Genomic DNA, 17,284 nt, shown 5'->3' with positions numbered 1-17,284 from the left:
TCACGCGTGTTGGCTGCTCAATCACACGCGATCGCGTGCCCGGAGGGTCGGCTCGCGTGCCTGGAGGGTCGGCTCACGTGATTGCGGAGTCGACTCGCGTGATTGGAGGGTCGACTCGCGTGATTGGGGGGTCGACACGGCTACTTGCGGCGTAGGCCGATCTGGCGCCAGGAGCGACGGCGCTGGCCGTCGCCGTTGGTGGCGCCGTTCTCGCGGGGGCCTCGGGGGGTGCGGACGTACTCGCCGTTGCGGGGGAGGCGGACCGCGCGCATCGCCGCGCCCGCTACGCGCCTGCGCAGCGGGGGACGCAGGCCGAGGCGGCGCTGGGAGCGTGCTCGGCGGATCGCCCGGCGCTCGCGCGGCGGGACCGTCCAGGCCTCGGGGTGTGCGGCCAGCCAGCGGCTGCGGTAGACCGAGTACGGGATGTGCGCGAGGTACAGCACCATCGCGACGAGCAGCGCGACCAGCGGGAACTGGATGATCGCCGCCGCCAGCAGGGCGACGCCGATCAGCAGGGGGGCGATCGCCTTCGCCGGGGCCTTGACCGTCTTCAGCGACAGCGTCGGGATGCGGCTGATCAGCAGGGCCGCGATGGCGATCGTCCACGCCCACACGACCCACTGCGACGACCACCAGCCCTCGCCCCACTGCAGCCAGGCGACCAGCGGCAGCATCGCGAGCAGGCCGCCCGCGGGCGCCGGGACGCCGACGAAGAACTCGCTCGAGTACGGCGGCTGCTCGGTGTCGTCCAGCAGCGTGTTGAACCGGGCCAGCCGCAGGATCATGCAGACGGCGAAGATCAGCGACGCCACCCAGCCGATCCGGTCGGCGCCGGCCTGCCACACGTAGATGACCAGCGCCGGCGCGACGCCGAACGAGATGCCGTCGGACAGCGAATCCAGCTCCGCGCCCATCTTCGACGTCGCGTCGAGCAGGCGGGCGATCCGGCCGTCCAGGCTGTCGAGCACCGCGGCGATGCCGATCGACGCGATCGCCATCGAGTAGTTCTTCGTCAGCGCGAACTGCACCGCCGACAGGCCGGCGCAGAGCGCCAGCACGGTGATGGCGTTCGGCAGCAGCCGCACGCCGGGGGTCGTCGTGGTCACGCGGACCATGGGTCAGCCCTTCGAATCGGACACAGCCGCAGGGAGTTCCGCGATCACCGTCTCGCCGCCGACCGTGCGCTGGCCCTTCGCGACCAGCACCCGCGAACCCGGCGGGAGGTAGAGGTCGACCCGGGAGCCGAAGCGGATGATGCCGTACGTCGCGGCGGCGCCGACCTTGTCGCCCTCGCGGATCTCGCAGAGGATGCGGCGCGCGACCAGCCCGGCGATCTGCACGACGACGAGCTCGTGGCCGTCTTCGGTGCGCATCAGCACGGAGTTGCGTTCGTTGTCCTCGCTCGCCTTGTCCAGGTCCGCGGAGAGGAACTTGCCCGGCCGGTAGGCGACGCGCTCGATCACGCCGTTCGCCGGCACGCGCTGGACGTGCACGTCGAACACCGAGAGGAACACCGACACGCGCAGCCGCGGCTCGGCGGGCAGGCCGAGCTCGGCGGGCGGGACGGCTTCCTCGATCAGGGAGACGAGACCGTCGGCCGAGGCCAGCGCGACGCCGCCGCGCGACGGCGGGACCCGCTTCGGCTCGCGGAAGAACGCGGCCATCGCCACGGTCGTCAGCGCGCCGAGGACGCCCAGGCGCTTGGAGAACCGGCGGGCGACCAGCGTCGCGACCGCGCCGCCCGCCACGAACGGGCGACCGGCCGGGTGCATCGGCGGCAGCGTCTCGCGGGCGAGCTGGAGGGCGTGGGCGACGGGATTGCCGGCGGATTCCGGCCGGTTGCCGCTCATGGTCGGGTCCCCTGGTTTCGTGTCGTGAGGGCGGGTGACGCCGGGGTTCCGGCGGCCGCGTACGGGCGCCACCACGCTACCGCTGCCCCTGGTGGGGGTCTGGTCCGGTACCGCCGGGCTCCTCCGTGAGGGTGTCCCCGGCACGGGTGGGAGTGCCGGCTTCGCGGTAACGCAAGGTCGAAGTCTGCGATAACTCTGGGTAGTTGACGCCGTTCGGGGCGCTGCCGCGCGCATCCCCGCCAGACCTGTGAGGACCGATGACCGACCGCCGCGAAGCCGCCGATGCTCAGCTCACGGAGCTGCTCGGCGCGTGGCGCCGGGACATCACCGAGGTGCCGATGCCGTCGCTCGTCGACCCGGACCACGCGGTGGACGTCGTCATCGAAGCGCTGAGACGAAGCCGGGTGCATGCACCCCCCGACGGCGCATGCACCCGGCCGCGGAATCAGGGCCTGAAAGAAGCACCGAAGGACACACTTTAGTGGCGGAGGCCGTGTTGACCACGGTTCGTCCGGCAACTGTTACGAACGATCGCCCGAGCGCCGGCCGATCCCGCTGACGAGCCGCAGGATCGCCAGCAGCACGACGGCGCCCAGGATGGCCACGCCGAAGCTGGGGAAGTCGAAGTCGAACGACTTCGCCTGGCCGGTCGCGAGCCGGTAGATCAGCCCGCCGAGGGCCGCGCCGACCACGCCCACCAGCACGCTGACCAGGCATCCCTGCCGGCGCCGGTCCCGGCCGCCGACGACCAGGTTGGCCGCCCAGCCGACGAGCGCGCCGAAGATGACCCATGCGACGAAACCCATGCCGGGAGCTTACGGGAACAGTTGTACAAGAGATATTGCACAATAACTCTTGTACAACTACTCTTGTGCGTCATGAGCGATGAGGTCCGGAACATCCGGGATTCGAAGGTGCTGGCGGCGGTGTCGCACCCGTTGCGGCGGCGGCTGATGGAACTGCTCCACCTGGACGGCCCGGCCACGGCGTCGATGCTGGCGGGCAAGACCGACCAGGCGGTCGGCAACATCAGCCACCACATGAAGGTGCTGGCCGCGGCCAAGCTGGTCGAGGAGGCGCCTGAACTGGCCCGTGACCAGCGGGAACGCTGGTGGAAGCGCGCGGTGAAGACCATCCGGTGGGCGGCCGAGGACTTCCCGGGCGACCCGATCGCGGAGGCCGCCGAGGTGCTGACCCTCGACCACCAGACGGCGATCGCGCGCGAGTGGATCGCGAACCGCGAGACCTACCCGGAGCCGTGGCGCGGCTCGGCGTTCAGCACCGACACGTGGATGCGGCTGTCGGTCGCGGACCTCGAGGAGCTGAACGAGCGGGTCCTGCTTCTGCTGACCGAGTTCGAGAGCCGCACCGAACCGGGTGACGGCGTCGAGCGCCGCCCCGTCTTCTTCGCCGCGCGGGTTTCGCTGGGCAAGCCGTGAAGGGGCTCTGGGGGAACCGCGACTTCCGGCTGCTGTGGACCGGCGAGACCACCAGCATGCTCGGCAGCATGGTCGCGAGCACGGCGTTGCCGCTGGTCGCGGTGATCACGCTGGGGGCGTCCACGTTCCAGGTCGCGCTGCTGACGGCGGTGGCCTGGCTGCCGTGGCTGGTGATCGGCCTGCCCGCCGGCGCGTGGGTGGACCGGCTGCCGAAGCGGCCGGTGATGCTGGCCTGCAACACGGTGTCCATGGCGGTGTTCGGCAGCGTCCCGCTCGCCGCCGCGTTCGGCGCGCTGACCATGTCGTACCTGCTGGTGGCCGCGCTGCTCGGCGGCGTCGCGAAGGTGTTCTTCACCCTCGCCTACCGGGCTTACCTTCCGGCACTGGTCGGCCGCGAGGACCTGCTGGGAGCCAACGCCAAGCTGCAGGGCAGCGAATCCGCGACGCAGGTCGGCGGCCCCGGCCTGGCCGGGGTGCTGGCGCAGGCGTTCGGCCCGGTCAGCGGGGTGCTGGCCGACGCCGTCAGCTTCGGCGTCTCCGTGCTGTGCGTGCGGGCGATCCGCGTCCGCGAGGCGGTCGTCCCGGTCGAGCGCACGCCGTTGCGCAGCCAGATCGCCGTGGGCCTGCGGTTCGTCGCCGGTGACCGGTACCTGCGCTCGCTGATGGTGTTCGGTGCGGTGTCCAACCTCGCGCTGACCGGCTATAGCTCCATCCAGATCGTCTTCCTGTCCCGCACCCTGGGCGCCGGCCCCGGCCTGGTCGGCCTGGTCCTGGCCCTGGCCGGGCTGGGCGGGGTCCTCGGTGCGGCGCTGGCCGGACGGCTCGGCGCGCGCTTCGGCACCGCCCGCGCGTTCCTGCTGTGCGAGGTGGCCGCGGCGCCGATGATGGTGCTCGGGCCGCTGAGCGGACCGGGCTGGCGGCTGTCGCTGTTCGTCCTCGGCGTGTTCGGCGTCTGCGCGGGCGTCGTCGCGTCGAACGTGCTCACCACGACGTTCCGGCAGGGGTACTGCCCGCCGGAGCTGTTCGGCCGGATCACTTCGAGCGCCTCGCTCGCCGCCTACGGGACGATCCCGCTGGCCGGGGTCCTCGGCGGGGTGCTCGGCGAGGTGATCGGCGTCCGCGAGACGCTGTGGGTGGCGTCCGTCGTGCTGGTCGCCGCGCTCCCGATCCTCGCGCCGTTCCGGAAGCTGCGCGACTTCCCGGTCACAGCAGCAGGACGTCCACCTCGTCGCCAACCGCAGCCGAGCTGACGTCCTCCGGCAGCACGATCAGGCAGTTGGCCTGGGTGAACGCGGCCAGCAGGTGCGACCCCGGGCCGCCGTGCGGGCCGACGACCCCGGTGACCTCCCGCTCCGACAGCGTGAACACGCCGCGGCGGTACTGGCGGCGCCCGGGCGGTGAGCTCATCGCCTCGGTGAGCCGGGCCCGCACCCGCCGCCGGAAGACGTCGGTGTGGCCGAGCGCGGCCAGCAGCGCGGGGCGCAGGAACGCCTCGAACGAAACCAGCACGCTCACCGGGTTGCCGGGCAGCGTCACGACCGGCACGCCGTGCCAGCGCCCGTTGCCCTGCGGCCCGCCCGGCTGCATCGCGACCTTCTGGAACTCGACGCCCTGCCCGGTGAGCGCGTCCTTCACCACTTCGTACGCGCCGGCGCTGACGCCGCCGGAGGTGACCAGCAGGTCGGCGTCGGCCAGCCTCGGCTCGATGACCTTGCGGAACTCCTCGACGTCGTCGACGACGCTGCGGACCACCTCGACCTCGCAGCCGAGCTCGCGGATCGCCGCCGCCAGCATGACGCTGTTGGACTCGTAGATCTGGCCGTGGCGCAGCGGCGCCGGCGCGTCGACCAGCTCGGTGCCGGTGGAGGCGACGAGCACCCGCGGCGGCCGGTGCACCCGCACCTCGGCCAGCCCGACCGCGGCGGCCAGCCCCAGGTGCGAGTGCCCCAGCACGGTCCCGGCGGCCAGCGCGAGGCTCCCGGCGACGACGTCCTCCCCGAGCCGCCGGATGTGCGCGCCTTCGCGGGCCTCGGCGGTGATCGTCACGGTCTCCGTGCCGCCGTCGGTGTCCTCCACCATCACGACGGCGTCCGCGCCCGGCGGCAGCGGCGCGCCGGTCATGATCCGGTGCGCGGTGCCCGGCTCGAGGGTGCCGACGTCGACCCGGCCCGCCGGGATGTCGTCGGCGACCGGCAGGGTCACCGGCACCGACGTGACGTCCGCGGCGCGGACCGCGTAGCCGTCCATCGCGGAGTTGTCGAACGGTGGCAGGGAAACCCTCGCCGGCACGTCCTCGGCCAGCACGAGGCCGGCCGCGTCGGCGAGCGGGAGGACGGTCGCGGGAGCGGTGCCCAGGAGCGCGGTGATCCGCTCCCGGTAGTCGTCGACGGAGATCACCGGACCATCCTCCCCCTTCGTGAACGGCGTGCAAGACTCTGCGTCGTCTGAGAGCACGCTTAGGGGAGAACGCATGCAGGTCCGAGTCCGCAACCAGCCCTCTTTCGCCGTCGCCCGGCTGATGCTGGCGCCGGGGGAACCGTGCCAGGTGGAGTCCGGCGCGATGATGGCCACCAGCTACGGCGTGCAGGTCCAGTCCCAGGCGCAGGGCGGCATCATGAAGGGCCTCGGCCGCGCCTTCCTCTCCGGTGAGTCCTTCTTCATCTCCACCTTCACCGCGCCGCAGAACGGCGGCTGGGTCGACGTCGCGGCCAACCTGCCCGGCGACATCCAGACGATCACGCTCGACGGCCGCACCGGCTGGGCCGTCACCCGCGGCTGCTGGCTCGCGTCGTCGCACGGCGTGCAGACCGAGACCAAGTGGGGCGGGATGAAGAACCTGATGGGCGGCGAAGGCGGCTTCCTGACGCACGCGACCGGCCAGGGCGAGCTGCTCGTCAGCTGTTACGGCGCGGTCGAGACCATGACCCTGCAGCCGGGTGAGATGGTCACCGTCGACACCGGGCACGTCGTCGCCTACGCCGACACCGTGCAGTACCAGATCCGGAAGGTCGCGACCGGCATCATCCAGTCCATGAAGAGCGGTGAAGGCCTCGTCTTCGACTTCGTCGGCCCCGGCCAGATCATGACGCAGACGCGCAACCCGTCCGCGCTGATCAGCTGGATCATCTCGCACGTCCCGTCCCGCTGATGCGCGTCCAGACCCGGCACACGCCGGGCTTCGGCGTCGCCCGCGTGCTGCTCGACCCGGGCGAGGCCGTGCAGGCCGTGCCGGAAACGCTGCTCGCCAGCCGCTTCGGCGTCACCGAGACGGCGGCGGGGCGCGGCGGCGTCCGCGTGGGCAAGGCGACGATGGCCGTGTACACGGCGCCGTCCGACGGTGGCTGGATCGACTTCGCGCCGCTGCGCCCCGGCGACGTCTACCCGCTGGAGCTGCGCGCCGGCACGGGCTGGTCCGTGCACCGCGAAGCCGTGCTGGTGCGGCCCTCGGCCGTCCGCCACGACCCCGGCTGGACGCCGTTGCAGCAGCTCTTCGGCGCCGACGCGGGGTTCCTCGAGCACTACAGCGGAACCGGGCCGCTCGTGCTGGCCGCGCCCGGGCCGGTGGACGCGTTCGAGCTCGCCCAGGGTGAGCTGGTCACCGTCCGGCCGGACTACCTGCTGGCCTACCCCGACACCGTGCAGTGCCGGCTGCGCGCGCTCGACCCCGGCGGCCCGCAGTCGGTGCGCACCGGGGAAGGACTGGCGGTCGACTTCGCGGGTCCCGGGACGGTGCTCGTGCACGCGCGCAACCGGCGCCTTTCCGGTGCGTGATCTTCAGACGAATTGCCCATTGCCGAGGGGAATAATTCCGGTAGCGTGATTGTCACTCGCGCCGCTGGCCTACGCTGGGCCAGCGGATCCTTGTGTGCTGAGGGAGGCGCCGTGACTGTCGGCACCGTCAAATGGTTCAACTCGGAAAAGGGCTACGGTTTCATCGAATCGACCGAAGGACCGGACGTCTTCGTGCACTATTCCGCCATTCAGGCTGACGGATTCCGCACTTTGGACGAAGGCGATCGGGTCGAGTTCGAAGTGCAGTCCGGCCGGGACGGCAGAAGCCAGGCGGCCGACGTGCGGAAGGTGTCGTAACCACCGCTGTTGACCTGTTGGGCCAACCCCCGGCAGCCGCCGAACCAGGGGCGTTAGGCTGCCGGGCGTGACAGGCGATGTGTCGGGGGACCTCACCGGTCGCCGGCTGGGCAACTACCGCATCGACGGAGTGCTCGGCAAGGGCGGCATGAGCGTGACCTACAAGGCCACCGACGTGCGCCTGGGCCGGAAAGTGGCGCTGAAGGTCATCGGCGACCACCTCGGGACCGACGCCGAGTTCCGCGAGCGGTTCGTCGACGAGGCGCGCAACACGTCCGCGATCGACCACGCCAACGTCGTGCCGCTGTACGACTTCGGCGAGCTCGACGGGATGCTCTACATCGCCATGCGCATGGTCGACGGCGGTGACCTGGCCGGCCTGATCGCGGGCGGCCCGATCGCGCCCGCGCGCACGCTGACCATGCTCGACCAGGTCGCGGACGCGCTCGACACCCTGCACAACCGTGGTCTGGTCCACCTGGACGTCAAGCCGGCCAACGTGCTCGTGACGAAGAAGGAGACCTCGCGCGAGCACGTGTACGTCGCCGACTTCGGGCTGACGCGCCGCGGCGCGACCGGCCACCGCACCCGTGGCGGCGACTTCCTCGGCTCGCCCACGTACGCGGCGCCGGAGCACCTGCGCGGCGAGCCGCTGGACGGGCGCACCGACCAGTACGCGCTCACGTGCGTCCTCTACGCCTGCCTCACCGGCAGCCCGCCGTTCAAGGGCGACGTGCCGACGGTGATCAAGGGCCACCTCAACGGCGAGCCGCCCGCCATCTCCCGCGCCGTCGCGCTGCCCCCGGCGATCGACGAGGTCATCCGCAAGGGCATGGCGAAGAGCCCGGCCGACCGCTACGCCAGCTGCGTCGAGATGGTCGCGGCCGCCCGTCGCGCGCTCGGTGCCCAGGCGGCGTCGGACACCCCGCCCGGGCCGCCCGGGTCCCCGGGGACCAATCCGGGTGGAATCCCCGCGCCGCAGCGTCCTGGTCAGGTACAACAGGGACCGCACCAGACCACGGCACCGCAGCAGGGAGAGGGGGCCCCCGTGCACCCGTACGGAGGACAGCAGCAGCCCGGTTACGGGCAGCAGCCCGGACCGCAGGGCCCCGGTGGTCCTGGCGGCCCCGGCGGCCTTGGTGGCCCGCCGCAGGGCCCGCCCCCCGGCTACGGCTACCCCCAGCAGGGCCCGCCGCAGGGGATGCCGCCGCAGGGCCCCTACGGCTACCAGCAGCAGCAGGGCATGCCCCCGCAGGGCCCGCCGCCCGGCTACGGCCCGCCCGGCGACCCGATGCGCCTGCGCCCGCCGATGCCCGCGGGCGGAGCGGGCGCGTTCCACCAGGCCAAGAGCGGCAACGTCAAGTGGATCTGGATCGTGCTCGGCGCGGTCGTGGTGATCGGCGTCATCGTGACGGCGATCATCCTGTTCACCGGCGGCGACAGCGGCGGCGGCAGCCAGACCACCGCGCCGAACATCCCGGTCGGCCCGGGCGACTCCCAGGGCAACCCGACGTCTTCGCTCAACGCGCCCCCGTCGTCGATCTCCATCAAGCCGAGCTCCTGAAATCGTGCGGCGCTGAGCAGGTCTTCTTGCACTCTCCCCCCGAGAGTGCTAAACACGGACTTGGCACTCGACGCCGTTGAGTGCCAGGCGCGTGGTCACCGATCGCGCGCTTGAAGGTCGGGACGGTGAGGCTGAGCCCCCACGTGGGAGCAGTCGTCCGTCGCGGGCACCGAGCCTGGCCGAGGAAGAGTCCTGCTGCCGCCGCTGCAAAGCATTCAGCGCGGCGGTGGCGCCCAATACCGGAGGACCACACCGCAATGGCCAAACTGATCGCGTTCGACGAGGACGCCCGCCGTGGTCTTGAGCGCGGCTTGAACATCCTCGCCGAAGCCGTCAAGGTGACCCTCGGCCCGCGGGGCCGGAACGTCGTGCTCGAGAAGAAGTGGGGCGCGCCGACGATCACGAACGACGGCGTCTCCATCGCCAAGGAGATCGAGCTCGAAGACCCGTGGGAGAAGATCGGGGCCGAGCTCGTCAAGGAAGTTGCCAAGAAGACCGACGACGTCGCGGGTGACGGCACCACCACCGCCACCGTGCTTGCCCAGGCCCTGGTCAAGGAAGGCCTGCGCAACGTTGCCGCCGGCGCCGACCCGATCAGCCTGAAGCGCGGCATCGAAGCGGCCGTCGAGGCCATCATCGAGCAGCTGCACAAGATGGCCGTCCAGATCGAGACCAAGGAGCAGATCGCTGCTACCGCCTCGATCTCGGCCGCTGACCGCACCATCGGCGAGCTGATCGCCGAGGCGCTGGACAAGGTCGGCAAGGAAGGCGTCGTCACCGTCGAGGAGAGCAACACCTTCGGTCTCGAGCTCGAGCTCACCGAGGGCATGCGCTTCGACAAGGGCTACATCTCGGGCTACTTCGTGACGGACCCGGAGCGTCAGGAAGCCGAGCTGGAGGACCCCTACATCCTCCTCTTCGGTTCCAAGATCTCCACCGTCAAGGACGTCCTGCCGCTGCTGGAGAAGGTCATCCAGTCCGGCAAGCCGCTGCTGATCATCGCCGAGGACGTCGAGGGCGAGGCCCTGGCCACCCTCATCGTCAACAAGATGCGCGGCACCTTCAAGTCCGTCGCCGTCAAGGCCCCGGGCTTCGGTGACCGCCGCAAGGCGATCCTGCAGGACATCGCGATCCTGACCGGTGGTCAGGTCATCAGCGAGGACGTCGGCCTCAAGCTGGAGAACGCCGACCTGTCGCTGCTGGGCAAGGCGCGCAAGGCCGTCATCACCAAGGACGAGACGACCATCGTCGAGGGTGCGGGCGACGCCGACCAGATCCAGGGTCGCGTCAACCAGATCCGCGCCGAGATCGAGAACTCGGACTCGGACTACGACCGCGAGAAGCTCCAGGAGCGTCTGGCGAAGCTGGCCGGCGGCGTGGCCGTCATCAAGGCCGGCGCCGCCACCGAGGTCGAGCTGAAGGAGCGCAAGCACCGCATCGAGGATGCAGTGCGCAACGCCAAGGCCGCCGTCGAAGAGGGCATCGTCGCCGGTGGTGGCGTCGCTCTCATCCAGGCTGCCGAGGCTGCCTTCGCCGGTCTGAAGCTCGAGGGCGACGAGGCCACTGGTGCCAACATCGTCAAGGTGGCCGTCGAGGCCCCGCTCAAGCAGATCGCGATCAACGCCGGCCTCGAGGGCGGCGTCGTCGTGGAGAAGGTCAAGGGTCTGCCGCAGGGTCACGGCCTGAACGCCGCCACGGGTGTCTACGAGGACCTGCTCGCCGCCGGCGTGCCGGACCCGACGAAGGTCACCCGCTCCGCGCTGCAGAACGCCGCGTCCATCGCGGCGCTGTTCCTGACCACCGAGGCCGTCGTGGCGGACAAGCCGGAGAAGGCTTCGGCCGCTCCCGCCGACCCGTCCGGTGGCATGGGTGGCATGGACTTCTGAGCCACGCCTGAAAGAGCCCGGTCCGCTTCGGCGGGCCGGGCTTTTTCGTTGTCCGCTAAGGCTTGGTGAAGAACCAGACGGCGAAGGCGCCGACGATCACGACGCCGAGCGCGAGCACGCCGAGGCCCCCGAGCCAGGCGGTGCTCGCTTCTTCCGCTTCCAGTGCGACGACGATCGCGCCGATCCCGGTGAGCAGGATCCAGATCGCCGCCGCCGCGGCGGTGTAGAGCACGGTCCTGGTGACGCTCGCGCTGCCGGTGTCGTTGAAGGCGAGCGCGAAGAAGGCGGCGAAGGCGGTCAGCCCCAGTCCGGCGAGCAGGTAGAGCCCACCCAGGACCCCGACGACGACCTTCGCGGCCGTCCGGCCGGCGGTGTTCCCTTGATCCACGACCGCGAACCCTAACCCCTCGAACGGGGTTCGCGGAGGGCATTTCGGCCGGTCAGCTTAGTGGTCTACGCCGAACGGCCCGGACGTCCCCTTGGCGTCCGGGCCGTTCAGTGGCACACCCCGTGATCGTCCGGCGGGCACCGGTTCCCCCTGCGAACCGGCGCCCGCCCCGGTCAGGAGTCTTCTTCGGGCGTCAGAATCGCGGCGGCGACGTAGATCGGGATGGCGATCCCGACGGAGAGGAAAACGGCGGCGACGAGCCCGATGCGCAGCACGTTCGCGTCAATGCCGAGGTACTGGGACCAGCCACCGCAGACGCCGGTGAGCATCTTGTCGGTGCGGCTGCGGCGGACCTTCTTGGTTTCCGGGGTGTACACGCTGTTCGTCATGCACCAATGTTCGCCCGGCGGCGGCCCGGTCCACATCGGGAAGGGCCCGGATCCGGACCCTGAACTCGGCCTCGGGGTCACCCTGTCGTGAGTGTTCAGGGCGGTTAGAACCGCCCTGAACACTCACGACAAGCTGCGGACCCTCGCCAGCCGGGCTTCCCACGCGGCTTGGACGTCGGGCGAGGCCGCGTACGCCGCTGTGGGCTCCGGGGGCCTGCGCAGGACCGGGAGATAACCGTCCACAGGGGACAGTGGGTTCGCGCAGACGTCGCCTTCCAGCAACGAGATCGTGCCCAGGCCGCACGCGAACTCCAGCTCCGGGAGAGCACCGGCCAGTGCGAGGCCCGCGGCCAGGCCGACGCTCGTCTCCACCGCCGACGACACCACGCACGGCAGGCCGCAAGCCTCGGCGACTTCCAGCGCCCGGCGGACGCCGCCCAGCGGGGAGACCTTCAGCACCGCGATGTCCGCCGCGCCGGCGACCGCGACCTTCAGCGGGTCCTCCGCGCGGCGGATCGACTCGTCCGCGGCGATGCGGACCGACACCCGGCGGCGGACCGCGGCGAGGTCGTCGATCGTCGGGCACGGCTGTTCCGCGTACTCCAAGCCGCCCGCCGCCTTGTCGAGGTCGGCGATCGCGCGGACCGCGGTGTCGACGTCCCACGCCGTGTTGGCGTCGACGCGGATCGCACCGCCCGGGCCGAGCGCGTCGCGGACCGCCTCCACCCGGGCGCAGTCGTCGGCCAGTGACGAGCGGGGGTCCGCGACCTTCACCTTGGCCGTGCGGCAGCCGGACGCGCTGACCAGCTCGTACGCCTTCTCCGGGCTGACCACCGGCACCGTCGTGTTCACCTCGACGCGGTCGCGGACCGGCGCCGGCCAGCCCGTTTCGCCGGCTTCGACGGCCGCGTGCAGCCACGGCAGGCTCTCGGCGTCCGAGTAGTCGGCGAACGGGCAGAACTCGCCCCAGCCCGCCGGGCCGGGCAGCAGCACGCCCTCACGGACCGTGATGCCGCGGAAGCGGTTGCGCAGGGGAATCGCGTACACCTTCATCGACGTCGATCATGCCACCGTCCCGCGTTTCGCGATCGGGTGCCGATCAGCGCGTTTCCGGACAGAATGGGCCGGTGGTCCTCGATTTCCGCCTGCTGGGCCCGGCCGAGGTCACGGCCGACGGCCGCCCGGTGCCACTCGGGGGGAGCCGGCCGCTGATCGTGCTGGCCGGGCTGCTGCTGCGCGCCAACCGCGTCGTGCCGGTCGACGAGCTGGGCCGGTGGCTGTGGAACGACGACCGCCGCCGGTCCAAGGGCGCGCTCCAGACGTACGTGCTGCGCCTGCGCCGCGCCCTCGGCGACCAGGTCTCGATCCGCACCGAGAGCGGCGGCTACCTGATCGAGGTCGACGACGACCTGCTCGACCTGTCGCGGTTCCGCGCGCTCGCCGCGCGGGGCCAGGCGGCGCTGGACAGCGGCGAAAGCCGGCAGGCCGCGGCGCACTTCGCCGACGCGCTGGCGCAGTGGCGCGGCCCGGCGCTGCTGAACGTCGAGTCCGACGCGCTGCACCGCGACGAAGCCGGGCAGCTCGCCGAAGAACGCCTGCGCGTGCGCGAACTGTGGGCCGACGCGCTGCTCGAAGCCGGCGAATACGGCACCATCGTCCCCGAACTGACCCGGCTGACCAGGGAAAACCCGCTGCGCGAGCGGCTGCACGAACAGCTGATGGTCGCGCTCTACCGCTCGGGCCGTCAGGCCGAGGCGCTCGACGTCCACCGCCGGATCAGCGGGGTGCTGGCCGACGAGCTCGGGCTGGACCCCGGCCCGTCGCTGCAGCGCACCCGGCAGGCGATCCTCACCGGCACCGACGCCGCCGAACCCGCGCGCTACCGCCTCGGCGTCGAACCGCTGGTGCCGCACCAGCTGCCCGCCGACCCGCGGACGTTCGCCGGCCGCGAGAGCGACCTCAAGGCGTTGCACGCGCTGCTGCCGGAGGCGCTCGACGCCGACGCGTCGACGCCCATCGCGTCCGTCGAAGGCATGGGCGGCATCGGCAAGACGACGCTCGCGGTGCACTTCGCGCACGAGATCGCCGACCGCTTCCCCGGCGGGCAGATCCACCTCAACCTGCGGGGGTACGGGCCCGGCGAGCCGGTCGAGCCGGCGGCGGCGCTGGAGGCGATGCTCACCGCGCTCGGCGTCCCGTGCGAGCAGATCCCGGCCGACCTCGACGGCCGCGCGGCGAGCTGGCGGACGCACACCGCGGGCCGGCGGCTGCTGATCGTCCTCGACAACGCCAACCGCACCGAGCAGGTGCGGCCGCTGCTGCCGGGGCCGGGCTGCCTGGTCCTGATCACCAGCCGCTGGCAGCTGCGAGCGCTGGTCGCGACGCACGGCGCCCGGCGCGTCGCGCTGGCGGAGCTCGGCGCGGAGGACGCGGTCGAGCTGCTCGCGTCCACGATCGGCCTCGAGCGGGTGGCGCGCGACCCGGCGGCGACCGAACGGTTCGTGCGGTACTGCGGCGGGCTGCCGCTGGCGATCCGGATCCTCGCCGTGCGGGCGGCGCAGTTCCCCGGCCTGCCGCTCGGCGAGTTCGTCGACTCCCTCGAAAGCGAGCACGACCTGCTCGGCTCGTTCGACCTCGCCGACGGCGACGGCACCAACATCCGTTCGGTGTTCTCGTACTCCTACCAGGCACTCGAGCCGTCGGCGGCGCGGTTGCTGCGGCTGCTCGGGCTGTCCACCGGCGTCGACTTCAGCGTGCCCGCGGCGGCCGCCGTCGCCGGTCTGGACCTGACGCGGACCCGGCCGCTGCTCACGACGCTGGCGGCCGCGCACCTGCTCGCCCAGCCGCGGCCGGGCCGCTACCAGTTCCACGACCTGATCCGCGCGTACGCGGGCGAAGCCGCGGAGCAGGTCGACACCGCGGAGGAACGCGACGCCGCGCTCGACCGGCTGCTCGGCTGGTACCTGGCGACGGCGTTCAACGCGTCCCGGCGGATGCGGCCCGAGCGCTACTACCGGCTGCTGGAACTGGACGGTCTCGACGGCTTGACGTTCGCCGAGTACCACGACGCGCTCGACTGGTTCGACGAAGAGGCCGGCAACCTGATCGCCGCGGTGCACCTGGCGCGGCGCCGGCGGCGCGACGACGTCTGCTGGAAGCTCGCCTGGCTGCTGCAGAGTTATTTCGGGACGCGCTCGCGGCTGGACGACTGGCGTTCGGTGTTCGGCGTGGCACTGGAAGCCGCGCGGGACGGCGGCCACCGCCCGGGCGAGGCGGGCATCCTCAGTGGACTCGGCGTGGTCAACGGCGTGGTGCGGCAGTACGACGAGTCGCGGCACTACCTGGAACGGGTGCTGACGATCCAGCGCGAACTGGGCGCGCGGGAGGGCGAAGCGCGAGCGCAGTACAACCTGGCGCTGGCGGCGCACAACCTGGCCGACTACGCCGGCGCGTACGAGCACGGCATGCGGGCGCTGGAGATCGTCCGCGAGCTGGGAATGGGCGCGTTCGAGGCGAGCGTGCTGCGGGCACTGGGCGACATCTGCACATCGATGGGCGACCACGAGCAGGCCCTGGAACTGGCCGACGCGGCCCTGGCGATCCCGGGCCCGGACGGTAGCCCGGTCGACACCCGGTTCACGCAGCACACAAGAGGCCTGGCCCTGCTCGGCTTGGGCCGGCTCGCCGAGGGCATCGCGTGCATCAGCGAATCGGTGGAGATGTTCTTCACCATGGGCGAGCACTACGAGGCCGCGGACGTGCTGTCCCAACTGGGCACGATCCACCTGAGGCAAGGAGACGGGGCGCTGGCCCGGGAGTGCTGGGTCCGATCGGCGCGCTTGCTGACAGAGCTGGGCCACCCGGACGCGGACGACGTACGCGCCAAGCTGGCAGCGCTGGTGGGCACGCCGAGCTGAGGCCCTTTCGGCAGGGTCGCCGGGTGGGCGGGGTTCTGGCGGCGGCTTGGTGGCTGGTGGTGGCGCGGCCGGGTGGGCGAGATTCTGTGGTTGCGAGAGCGGCTCGCTGGCCGGTGGCGATGCGGTCGGTTGGGCGAGGTTCCGCGGCGGCGGCTCGGTGTCTGCTGGCGATGGGGTCGGGTGGGTAAGGCTTGGCGGCGCCTCGATGTCTGGTGGCAGCGCAGCCGGTCGGGCGAGGTTCGGTGGTTGCGAGAGCCGCTCCACGGCCGGTGGCGATGCGGTCGGGCGAGGCTCTGCGGCAGCGGCGACTCGGCGCCTGGTGGTGGCGCGGTCGGTCGGGTGAGGCTTTGTGGTTGCGAGAGCGGCTCGCCGGCCGGTGGCGATGCGGTCAGGTGAGGCTCCGCCGCTGCGGAGCCTCAGAGCCTGGTGGTGGCGCGGCCGGCTGGGTGAGGTTCGTGGTTGCGAGAGCGGCTCGGTGGCCGGTGGCGGCGCGGTCCGTGCGCTATCGATGCGTTGCGAGGAGTCCTTGGCCGGCTTCACCTGCTCGGTGGGGTTCTCCTCGGCCACGGCGGTGCAAGTCTGCGCGCGGGGCCGCTGCGCGGGCGAGTTCTGCGGGTGGACCGGGGTCCTGCCTGGCGTGGGAAGCCCTGCCTGGCGTGGGAGGCGCTGCTTGGCGAGGTTCTGTGGGTGCGGAAGGCCGTGCGAGGGTGAATGGTCCGCCAGCGGCGTGGGTCGTGGCTGTTCGCGGCGGGACCTTCTCGGCGTGGTTCGTGGTGGTGATGGCCGGGTGGCTGTGCGCGTGCGGCGGACCGCTCGCGTGCTGACCCCCAGTCGCGGCACGCGAGGCGGTCCCGCCCGCTTTGTCATCCAAGACCGGGGCGCTCACTGTCCACTCACTGTCTTGTTCGCGGGCTTGACGCCCAGCATGTCGGCCAGGGCCTGCGCGTTGCGTGGGGCCTCCACTTTGGCGTCGTTGTCGAAGTAGACGTGGACGTCTCGCTTGCCGTCGTCGTGCCAGGTGCGGATCTTCTCCGCCCACTCGCGCAGGGCCTCGTCCGAGTAGCCGCTGACGTACAGCTCCTCGGCGCCGTGCAGGCGGACGTAGGCGAAGCCGGCGGTCTGGTCTTCGATGAACGGCCACTTGCCCGCCGTGTCGGCGACCACCAGGGCGATCCCGTGGTCCCGCAGCAGCTTCTTCGCCGCGGGCTCCGCGAAGCTCGGGTGGCGGACCTCCAGCGCGTGCCGCAACGGCCTTCGTTCCCCTGCCTCCAAGTACGGCTTCGCCTTCAGCTTGTCGTCGTGCTTCGTCGCCAGCTCGGCCGCGTCCGTTGTGGTGCGCGGGAGGAGGGCGAAGAAGTTCGCGAGGCGGTCCGGGTCGAACGTGAGCCTCGGTGGTAGCTGCCAGAGGAACGGCCCCAGCTTCGCGCCGAGAGCGAGGACGCCGGACGCGTAGAAGTTGGCCAGCGACGTCTCGACGTCGCGCAGCTGCTTCATGTGCGTGATGAAGCGGCCGCCCTTCACCGCGAAGAGGAAGTCCGACGGTGTCTCGTCGAACCACGCGCGGAAGCGCTCCGGGCGCTGCAGCGAGTAGAACGAGCCGTTGAGCTCGACCGTGTTCAGCTGCCGCGACAGGTATTCGAGCTCGCGGCGCTGCGCCAGGCCCGGCGGGTAGAAGTCGCCGCGCCACGGCGGGTAGCGCCACCCCGATGTCCCGATCCGGATTTCGGCGATCGTTCTCACCGCCTTCCCGCGGTGCGTGATG

General features: G+C 71.6%; 17 protein-coding genes. 9 read left to right on the top strand and 8 right to left on the bottom strand.

Annotated features, from left to right (window positions below; genetic code table 11):
- Window positions 1-140 precede the first annotated feature (140 nt).
- Window positions 141-1,115, bottom strand: a complete 975-nt coding sequence (pssA, locus tag OG439_RS34005; protein ID WP_326944742.1) for a CDP-diacylglycerol--serine O-phosphatidyltransferase — start codon at window positions 1,113-1,115, stop codon at window positions 141-143.
- Window positions 1,116-1,118: 3 nt separating this feature from the next.
- Window positions 1,119-1,850 carry a phosphatidylserine decarboxylase gene (locus OG439_RS34000; RefSeq protein ID WP_326944741.1) on the bottom strand — a complete coding sequence of 244 codons (732 nt, stop codon included), beginning with the start codon at window positions 1,848-1,850 and terminating at the stop codon, window positions 1,119-1,121.
- Between the two features lie 257 nt (window positions 1,851-2,107).
- Between OG439_RS34000 and OG439_RS33995 the strand changes: the two genes are divergently transcribed.
- The gene (locus OG439_RS33995) at window positions 2,108-2,332 is read left to right on the top strand and encodes a hypothetical protein (protein WP_247058594.1); all 225 of its coding nucleotides are present in this window, start codon (window positions 2,108-2,110) and stop codon (window positions 2,330-2,332) included.
- A gap of 39 nt (window positions 2,333-2,371) precedes the next feature.
- On the opposite strand, the gene OG439_RS33990 is transcribed toward OG439_RS33995, so the two are convergent.
- Window positions 2,372-2,656 carry a GlsB/YeaQ/YmgE family stress response membrane protein gene (locus OG439_RS33990; RefSeq protein ID WP_326944740.1) on the bottom strand — a complete coding sequence of 95 codons (285 nt, stop codon included), beginning with the start codon at window positions 2,654-2,656 and terminating at the stop codon, window positions 2,372-2,374.
- A 72-nt stretch (window positions 2,657-2,728) separates the two neighbouring features.
- On the opposite strand from OG439_RS33990, the gene OG439_RS33985 reads away from it, so the two are divergent.
- Both OG439_RS33985 and OG439_RS33980 read left to right on the top strand, forming a co-directional pair.
- Window positions 2,729-3,289, top strand: coding sequence for an ArsR/SmtB family transcription factor (locus tag OG439_RS33985; RefSeq protein ID WP_326944739.1), 561 nt, complete (start codon window positions 2,729-2,731; stop codon window positions 3,287-3,289).
- Complete coding sequence (locus OG439_RS33980) at window positions 3,286-4,539, top strand: MFS transporter (protein ID WP_326944738.1); 1,254 nt, start codon at window positions 3,286-3,288, stop codon at window positions 4,537-4,539. Before OG439_RS33985 ends, OG439_RS33980 begins: the two co-directional genes overlap by 4 nt.
- Here OG439_RS33980 and moeA read toward each other — a convergent pair.
- Complete coding sequence (gene moeA, locus OG439_RS33975; RefSeq protein WP_326944737.1) at window positions 4,493-5,686, bottom strand: molybdopterin molybdotransferase MoeA; 1,194 nt, start codon at window positions 5,684-5,686, stop codon at window positions 4,493-4,495. The two genes, OG439_RS33980 and moeA, sit on opposite strands and share 47 nt — an antisense overlap.
- A gap of 73 nt (window positions 5,687-5,759) precedes the next feature.
- On the opposite strand from moeA, the gene OG439_RS33970 reads away from it, so the two are divergent.
- The 5 genes from OG439_RS33970 to groL all read left to right on the top strand — a co-directional run bounded on the left by OG439_RS33970 (window position 5,760) and on the right by groL (window position 10,828).
- Complete coding sequence (locus OG439_RS33970; RefSeq protein WP_247058586.1) at window positions 5,760-6,437, top strand: TIGR00266 family protein; 678 nt, start codon at window positions 5,760-5,762, stop codon at window positions 6,435-6,437.
- Window positions 6,437-7,060, top strand: coding sequence for an AIM24 family protein (locus tag OG439_RS33965; protein ID WP_326944736.1), 624 nt, complete (start codon window positions 6,437-6,439; stop codon window positions 7,058-7,060). Before OG439_RS33970 ends, OG439_RS33965 begins: the two co-directional genes overlap by 1 nt.
- Window positions 7,061-7,171: 111 nt before the next feature.
- Complete coding sequence (locus OG439_RS33960) at window positions 7,172-7,378, top strand: cold-shock protein (RefSeq protein ID WP_247058582.1); 207 nt, start codon at window positions 7,172-7,174, stop codon at window positions 7,376-7,378.
- A 67-nt stretch (window positions 7,379-7,445) separates the two neighbouring features.
- Complete coding sequence (locus OG439_RS33955; RefSeq protein WP_326944735.1) at window positions 7,446-8,942, top strand: serine/threonine-protein kinase; 1,497 nt, start codon at window positions 7,446-7,448, stop codon at window positions 8,940-8,942.
- 257 nt (window positions 8,943-9,199) lie between these two features.
- Window positions 9,200-10,828 (top strand): chaperonin GroEL, encoded by a 1,629-nt coding sequence (gene groL, locus OG439_RS33950; protein WP_326944734.1) that lies wholly within the window; start codon window positions 9,200-9,202, stop codon window positions 10,826-10,828.
- A gap of 55 nt (window positions 10,829-10,883) precedes the next feature.
- On the opposite strand, the gene OG439_RS33945 is transcribed toward groL, so the two are convergent.
- From OG439_RS33945 to OG439_RS33935, 3 genes are all read right to left on the bottom strand, one after another.
- Window positions 10,884-11,216 carry a hypothetical protein gene (locus OG439_RS33945; RefSeq protein ID WP_326944733.1) on the bottom strand — a complete coding sequence of 111 codons (333 nt, stop codon included), beginning with the start codon at window positions 11,214-11,216 and terminating at the stop codon, window positions 10,884-10,886.
- 173 nt (window positions 11,217-11,389) lie between these two features.
- Complete coding sequence (locus OG439_RS33940) at window positions 11,390-11,605, bottom strand: PspC domain-containing protein (protein WP_247058574.1); 216 nt, start codon at window positions 11,603-11,605, stop codon at window positions 11,390-11,392.
- A 123-nt stretch (window positions 11,606-11,728) separates the two neighbouring features.
- A complete protein-coding gene (locus tag OG439_RS33935; RefSeq protein ID WP_326944732.1) occupies window positions 11,729-12,658 on the bottom strand; it encodes an o-succinylbenzoate synthase in 930 nt (309 codons plus the stop codon).
- A 74-nt stretch (window positions 12,659-12,732) separates the two neighbouring features.
- Here OG439_RS33935 and OG439_RS33930 point away from each other — a divergent pair, with 74 nt between their 5' ends.
- Window positions 12,733-15,522, top strand: coding sequence for an AfsR/SARP family transcriptional regulator (locus OG439_RS33930; RefSeq protein ID WP_326944731.1), 2,790 nt, complete (start codon window positions 12,733-12,735; stop codon window positions 15,520-15,522).
- 882 nt (window positions 15,523-16,404) lie between these two features.
- Here OG439_RS33930 and OG439_RS33925 read toward each other — a convergent pair.
- A complete protein-coding gene (locus OG439_RS33925; RefSeq protein WP_326944730.1) occupies window positions 16,405-17,262 on the bottom strand; it encodes a DUF72 domain-containing protein in 858 nt (285 codons plus the stop codon).
- Between the last annotated feature and the right edge of the window lie 22 nt (window positions 17,263-17,284).

The sequence above is a fragment of the Amycolatopsis sp. NBC_01307 genome (genome assembly GCF_035975215.1).
In the GTDB taxonomy this organism is placed as follows: Bacteria; Actinomycetota; Actinomycetes; order Mycobacteriales; family Pseudonocardiaceae; genus Amycolatopsis.
This window is presented reverse-complemented; position numbering and strand designations above follow the sequence as displayed.

Coding starts and splice junctions, on each gene's coding strand:
- pssA (WP_326944742.1), bottom strand. CDS start 1,115: ATGGTCCGCGTGACCACGACGACCCCCGGCGTGCGGCTGCTGCCGAAC.
- OG439_RS34000 (WP_326944741.1), bottom strand. CDS start 1,850: ATGAGCGGCAACCGGCCGGAATCCGCCGGCAATCCCGTCGCCCACGCC.
- OG439_RS33995 (WP_247058594.1), top strand. CDS start 2,108: ATGACCGACCGCCGCGAAGCCGCCGATGCTCAGCTCACGGAGCTGCTC.
- OG439_RS33990 (WP_326944740.1), bottom strand. CDS start 2,656: ATGGGTTTCGTCGCATGGGTCATCTTCGGCGCGCTCGTCGGCTGGGCG.
- OG439_RS33985 (WP_326944739.1), top strand. CDS start 2,729: ATGAGCGATGAGGTCCGGAACATCCGGGATTCGAAGGTGCTGGCGGCG.
- OG439_RS33970 (WP_247058586.1), top strand. CDS start 5,760: ATGCAGGTCCGAGTCCGCAACCAGCCCTCTTTCGCCGTCGCCCGGCTG.
- OG439_RS33965 (WP_326944736.1), top strand. CDS start 6,437: ATGCGCGTCCAGACCCGGCACACGCCGGGCTTCGGCGTCGCCCGCGTG.
- groL (WP_326944734.1), top strand. CDS start 9,200: ATGGCCAAACTGATCGCGTTCGACGAGGACGCCCGCCGTGGTCTTGAG.
- OG439_RS33940 (WP_247058574.1), bottom strand. CDS start 11,605: ATGACGAACAGCGTGTACACCCCGGAAACCAAGAAGGTCCGCCGCAGC.
- OG439_RS33935 (WP_326944732.1), bottom strand. CDS start 12,658: ATGAAGGTGTACGCGATTCCCCTGCGCAACCGCTTCCGCGGCATCACG.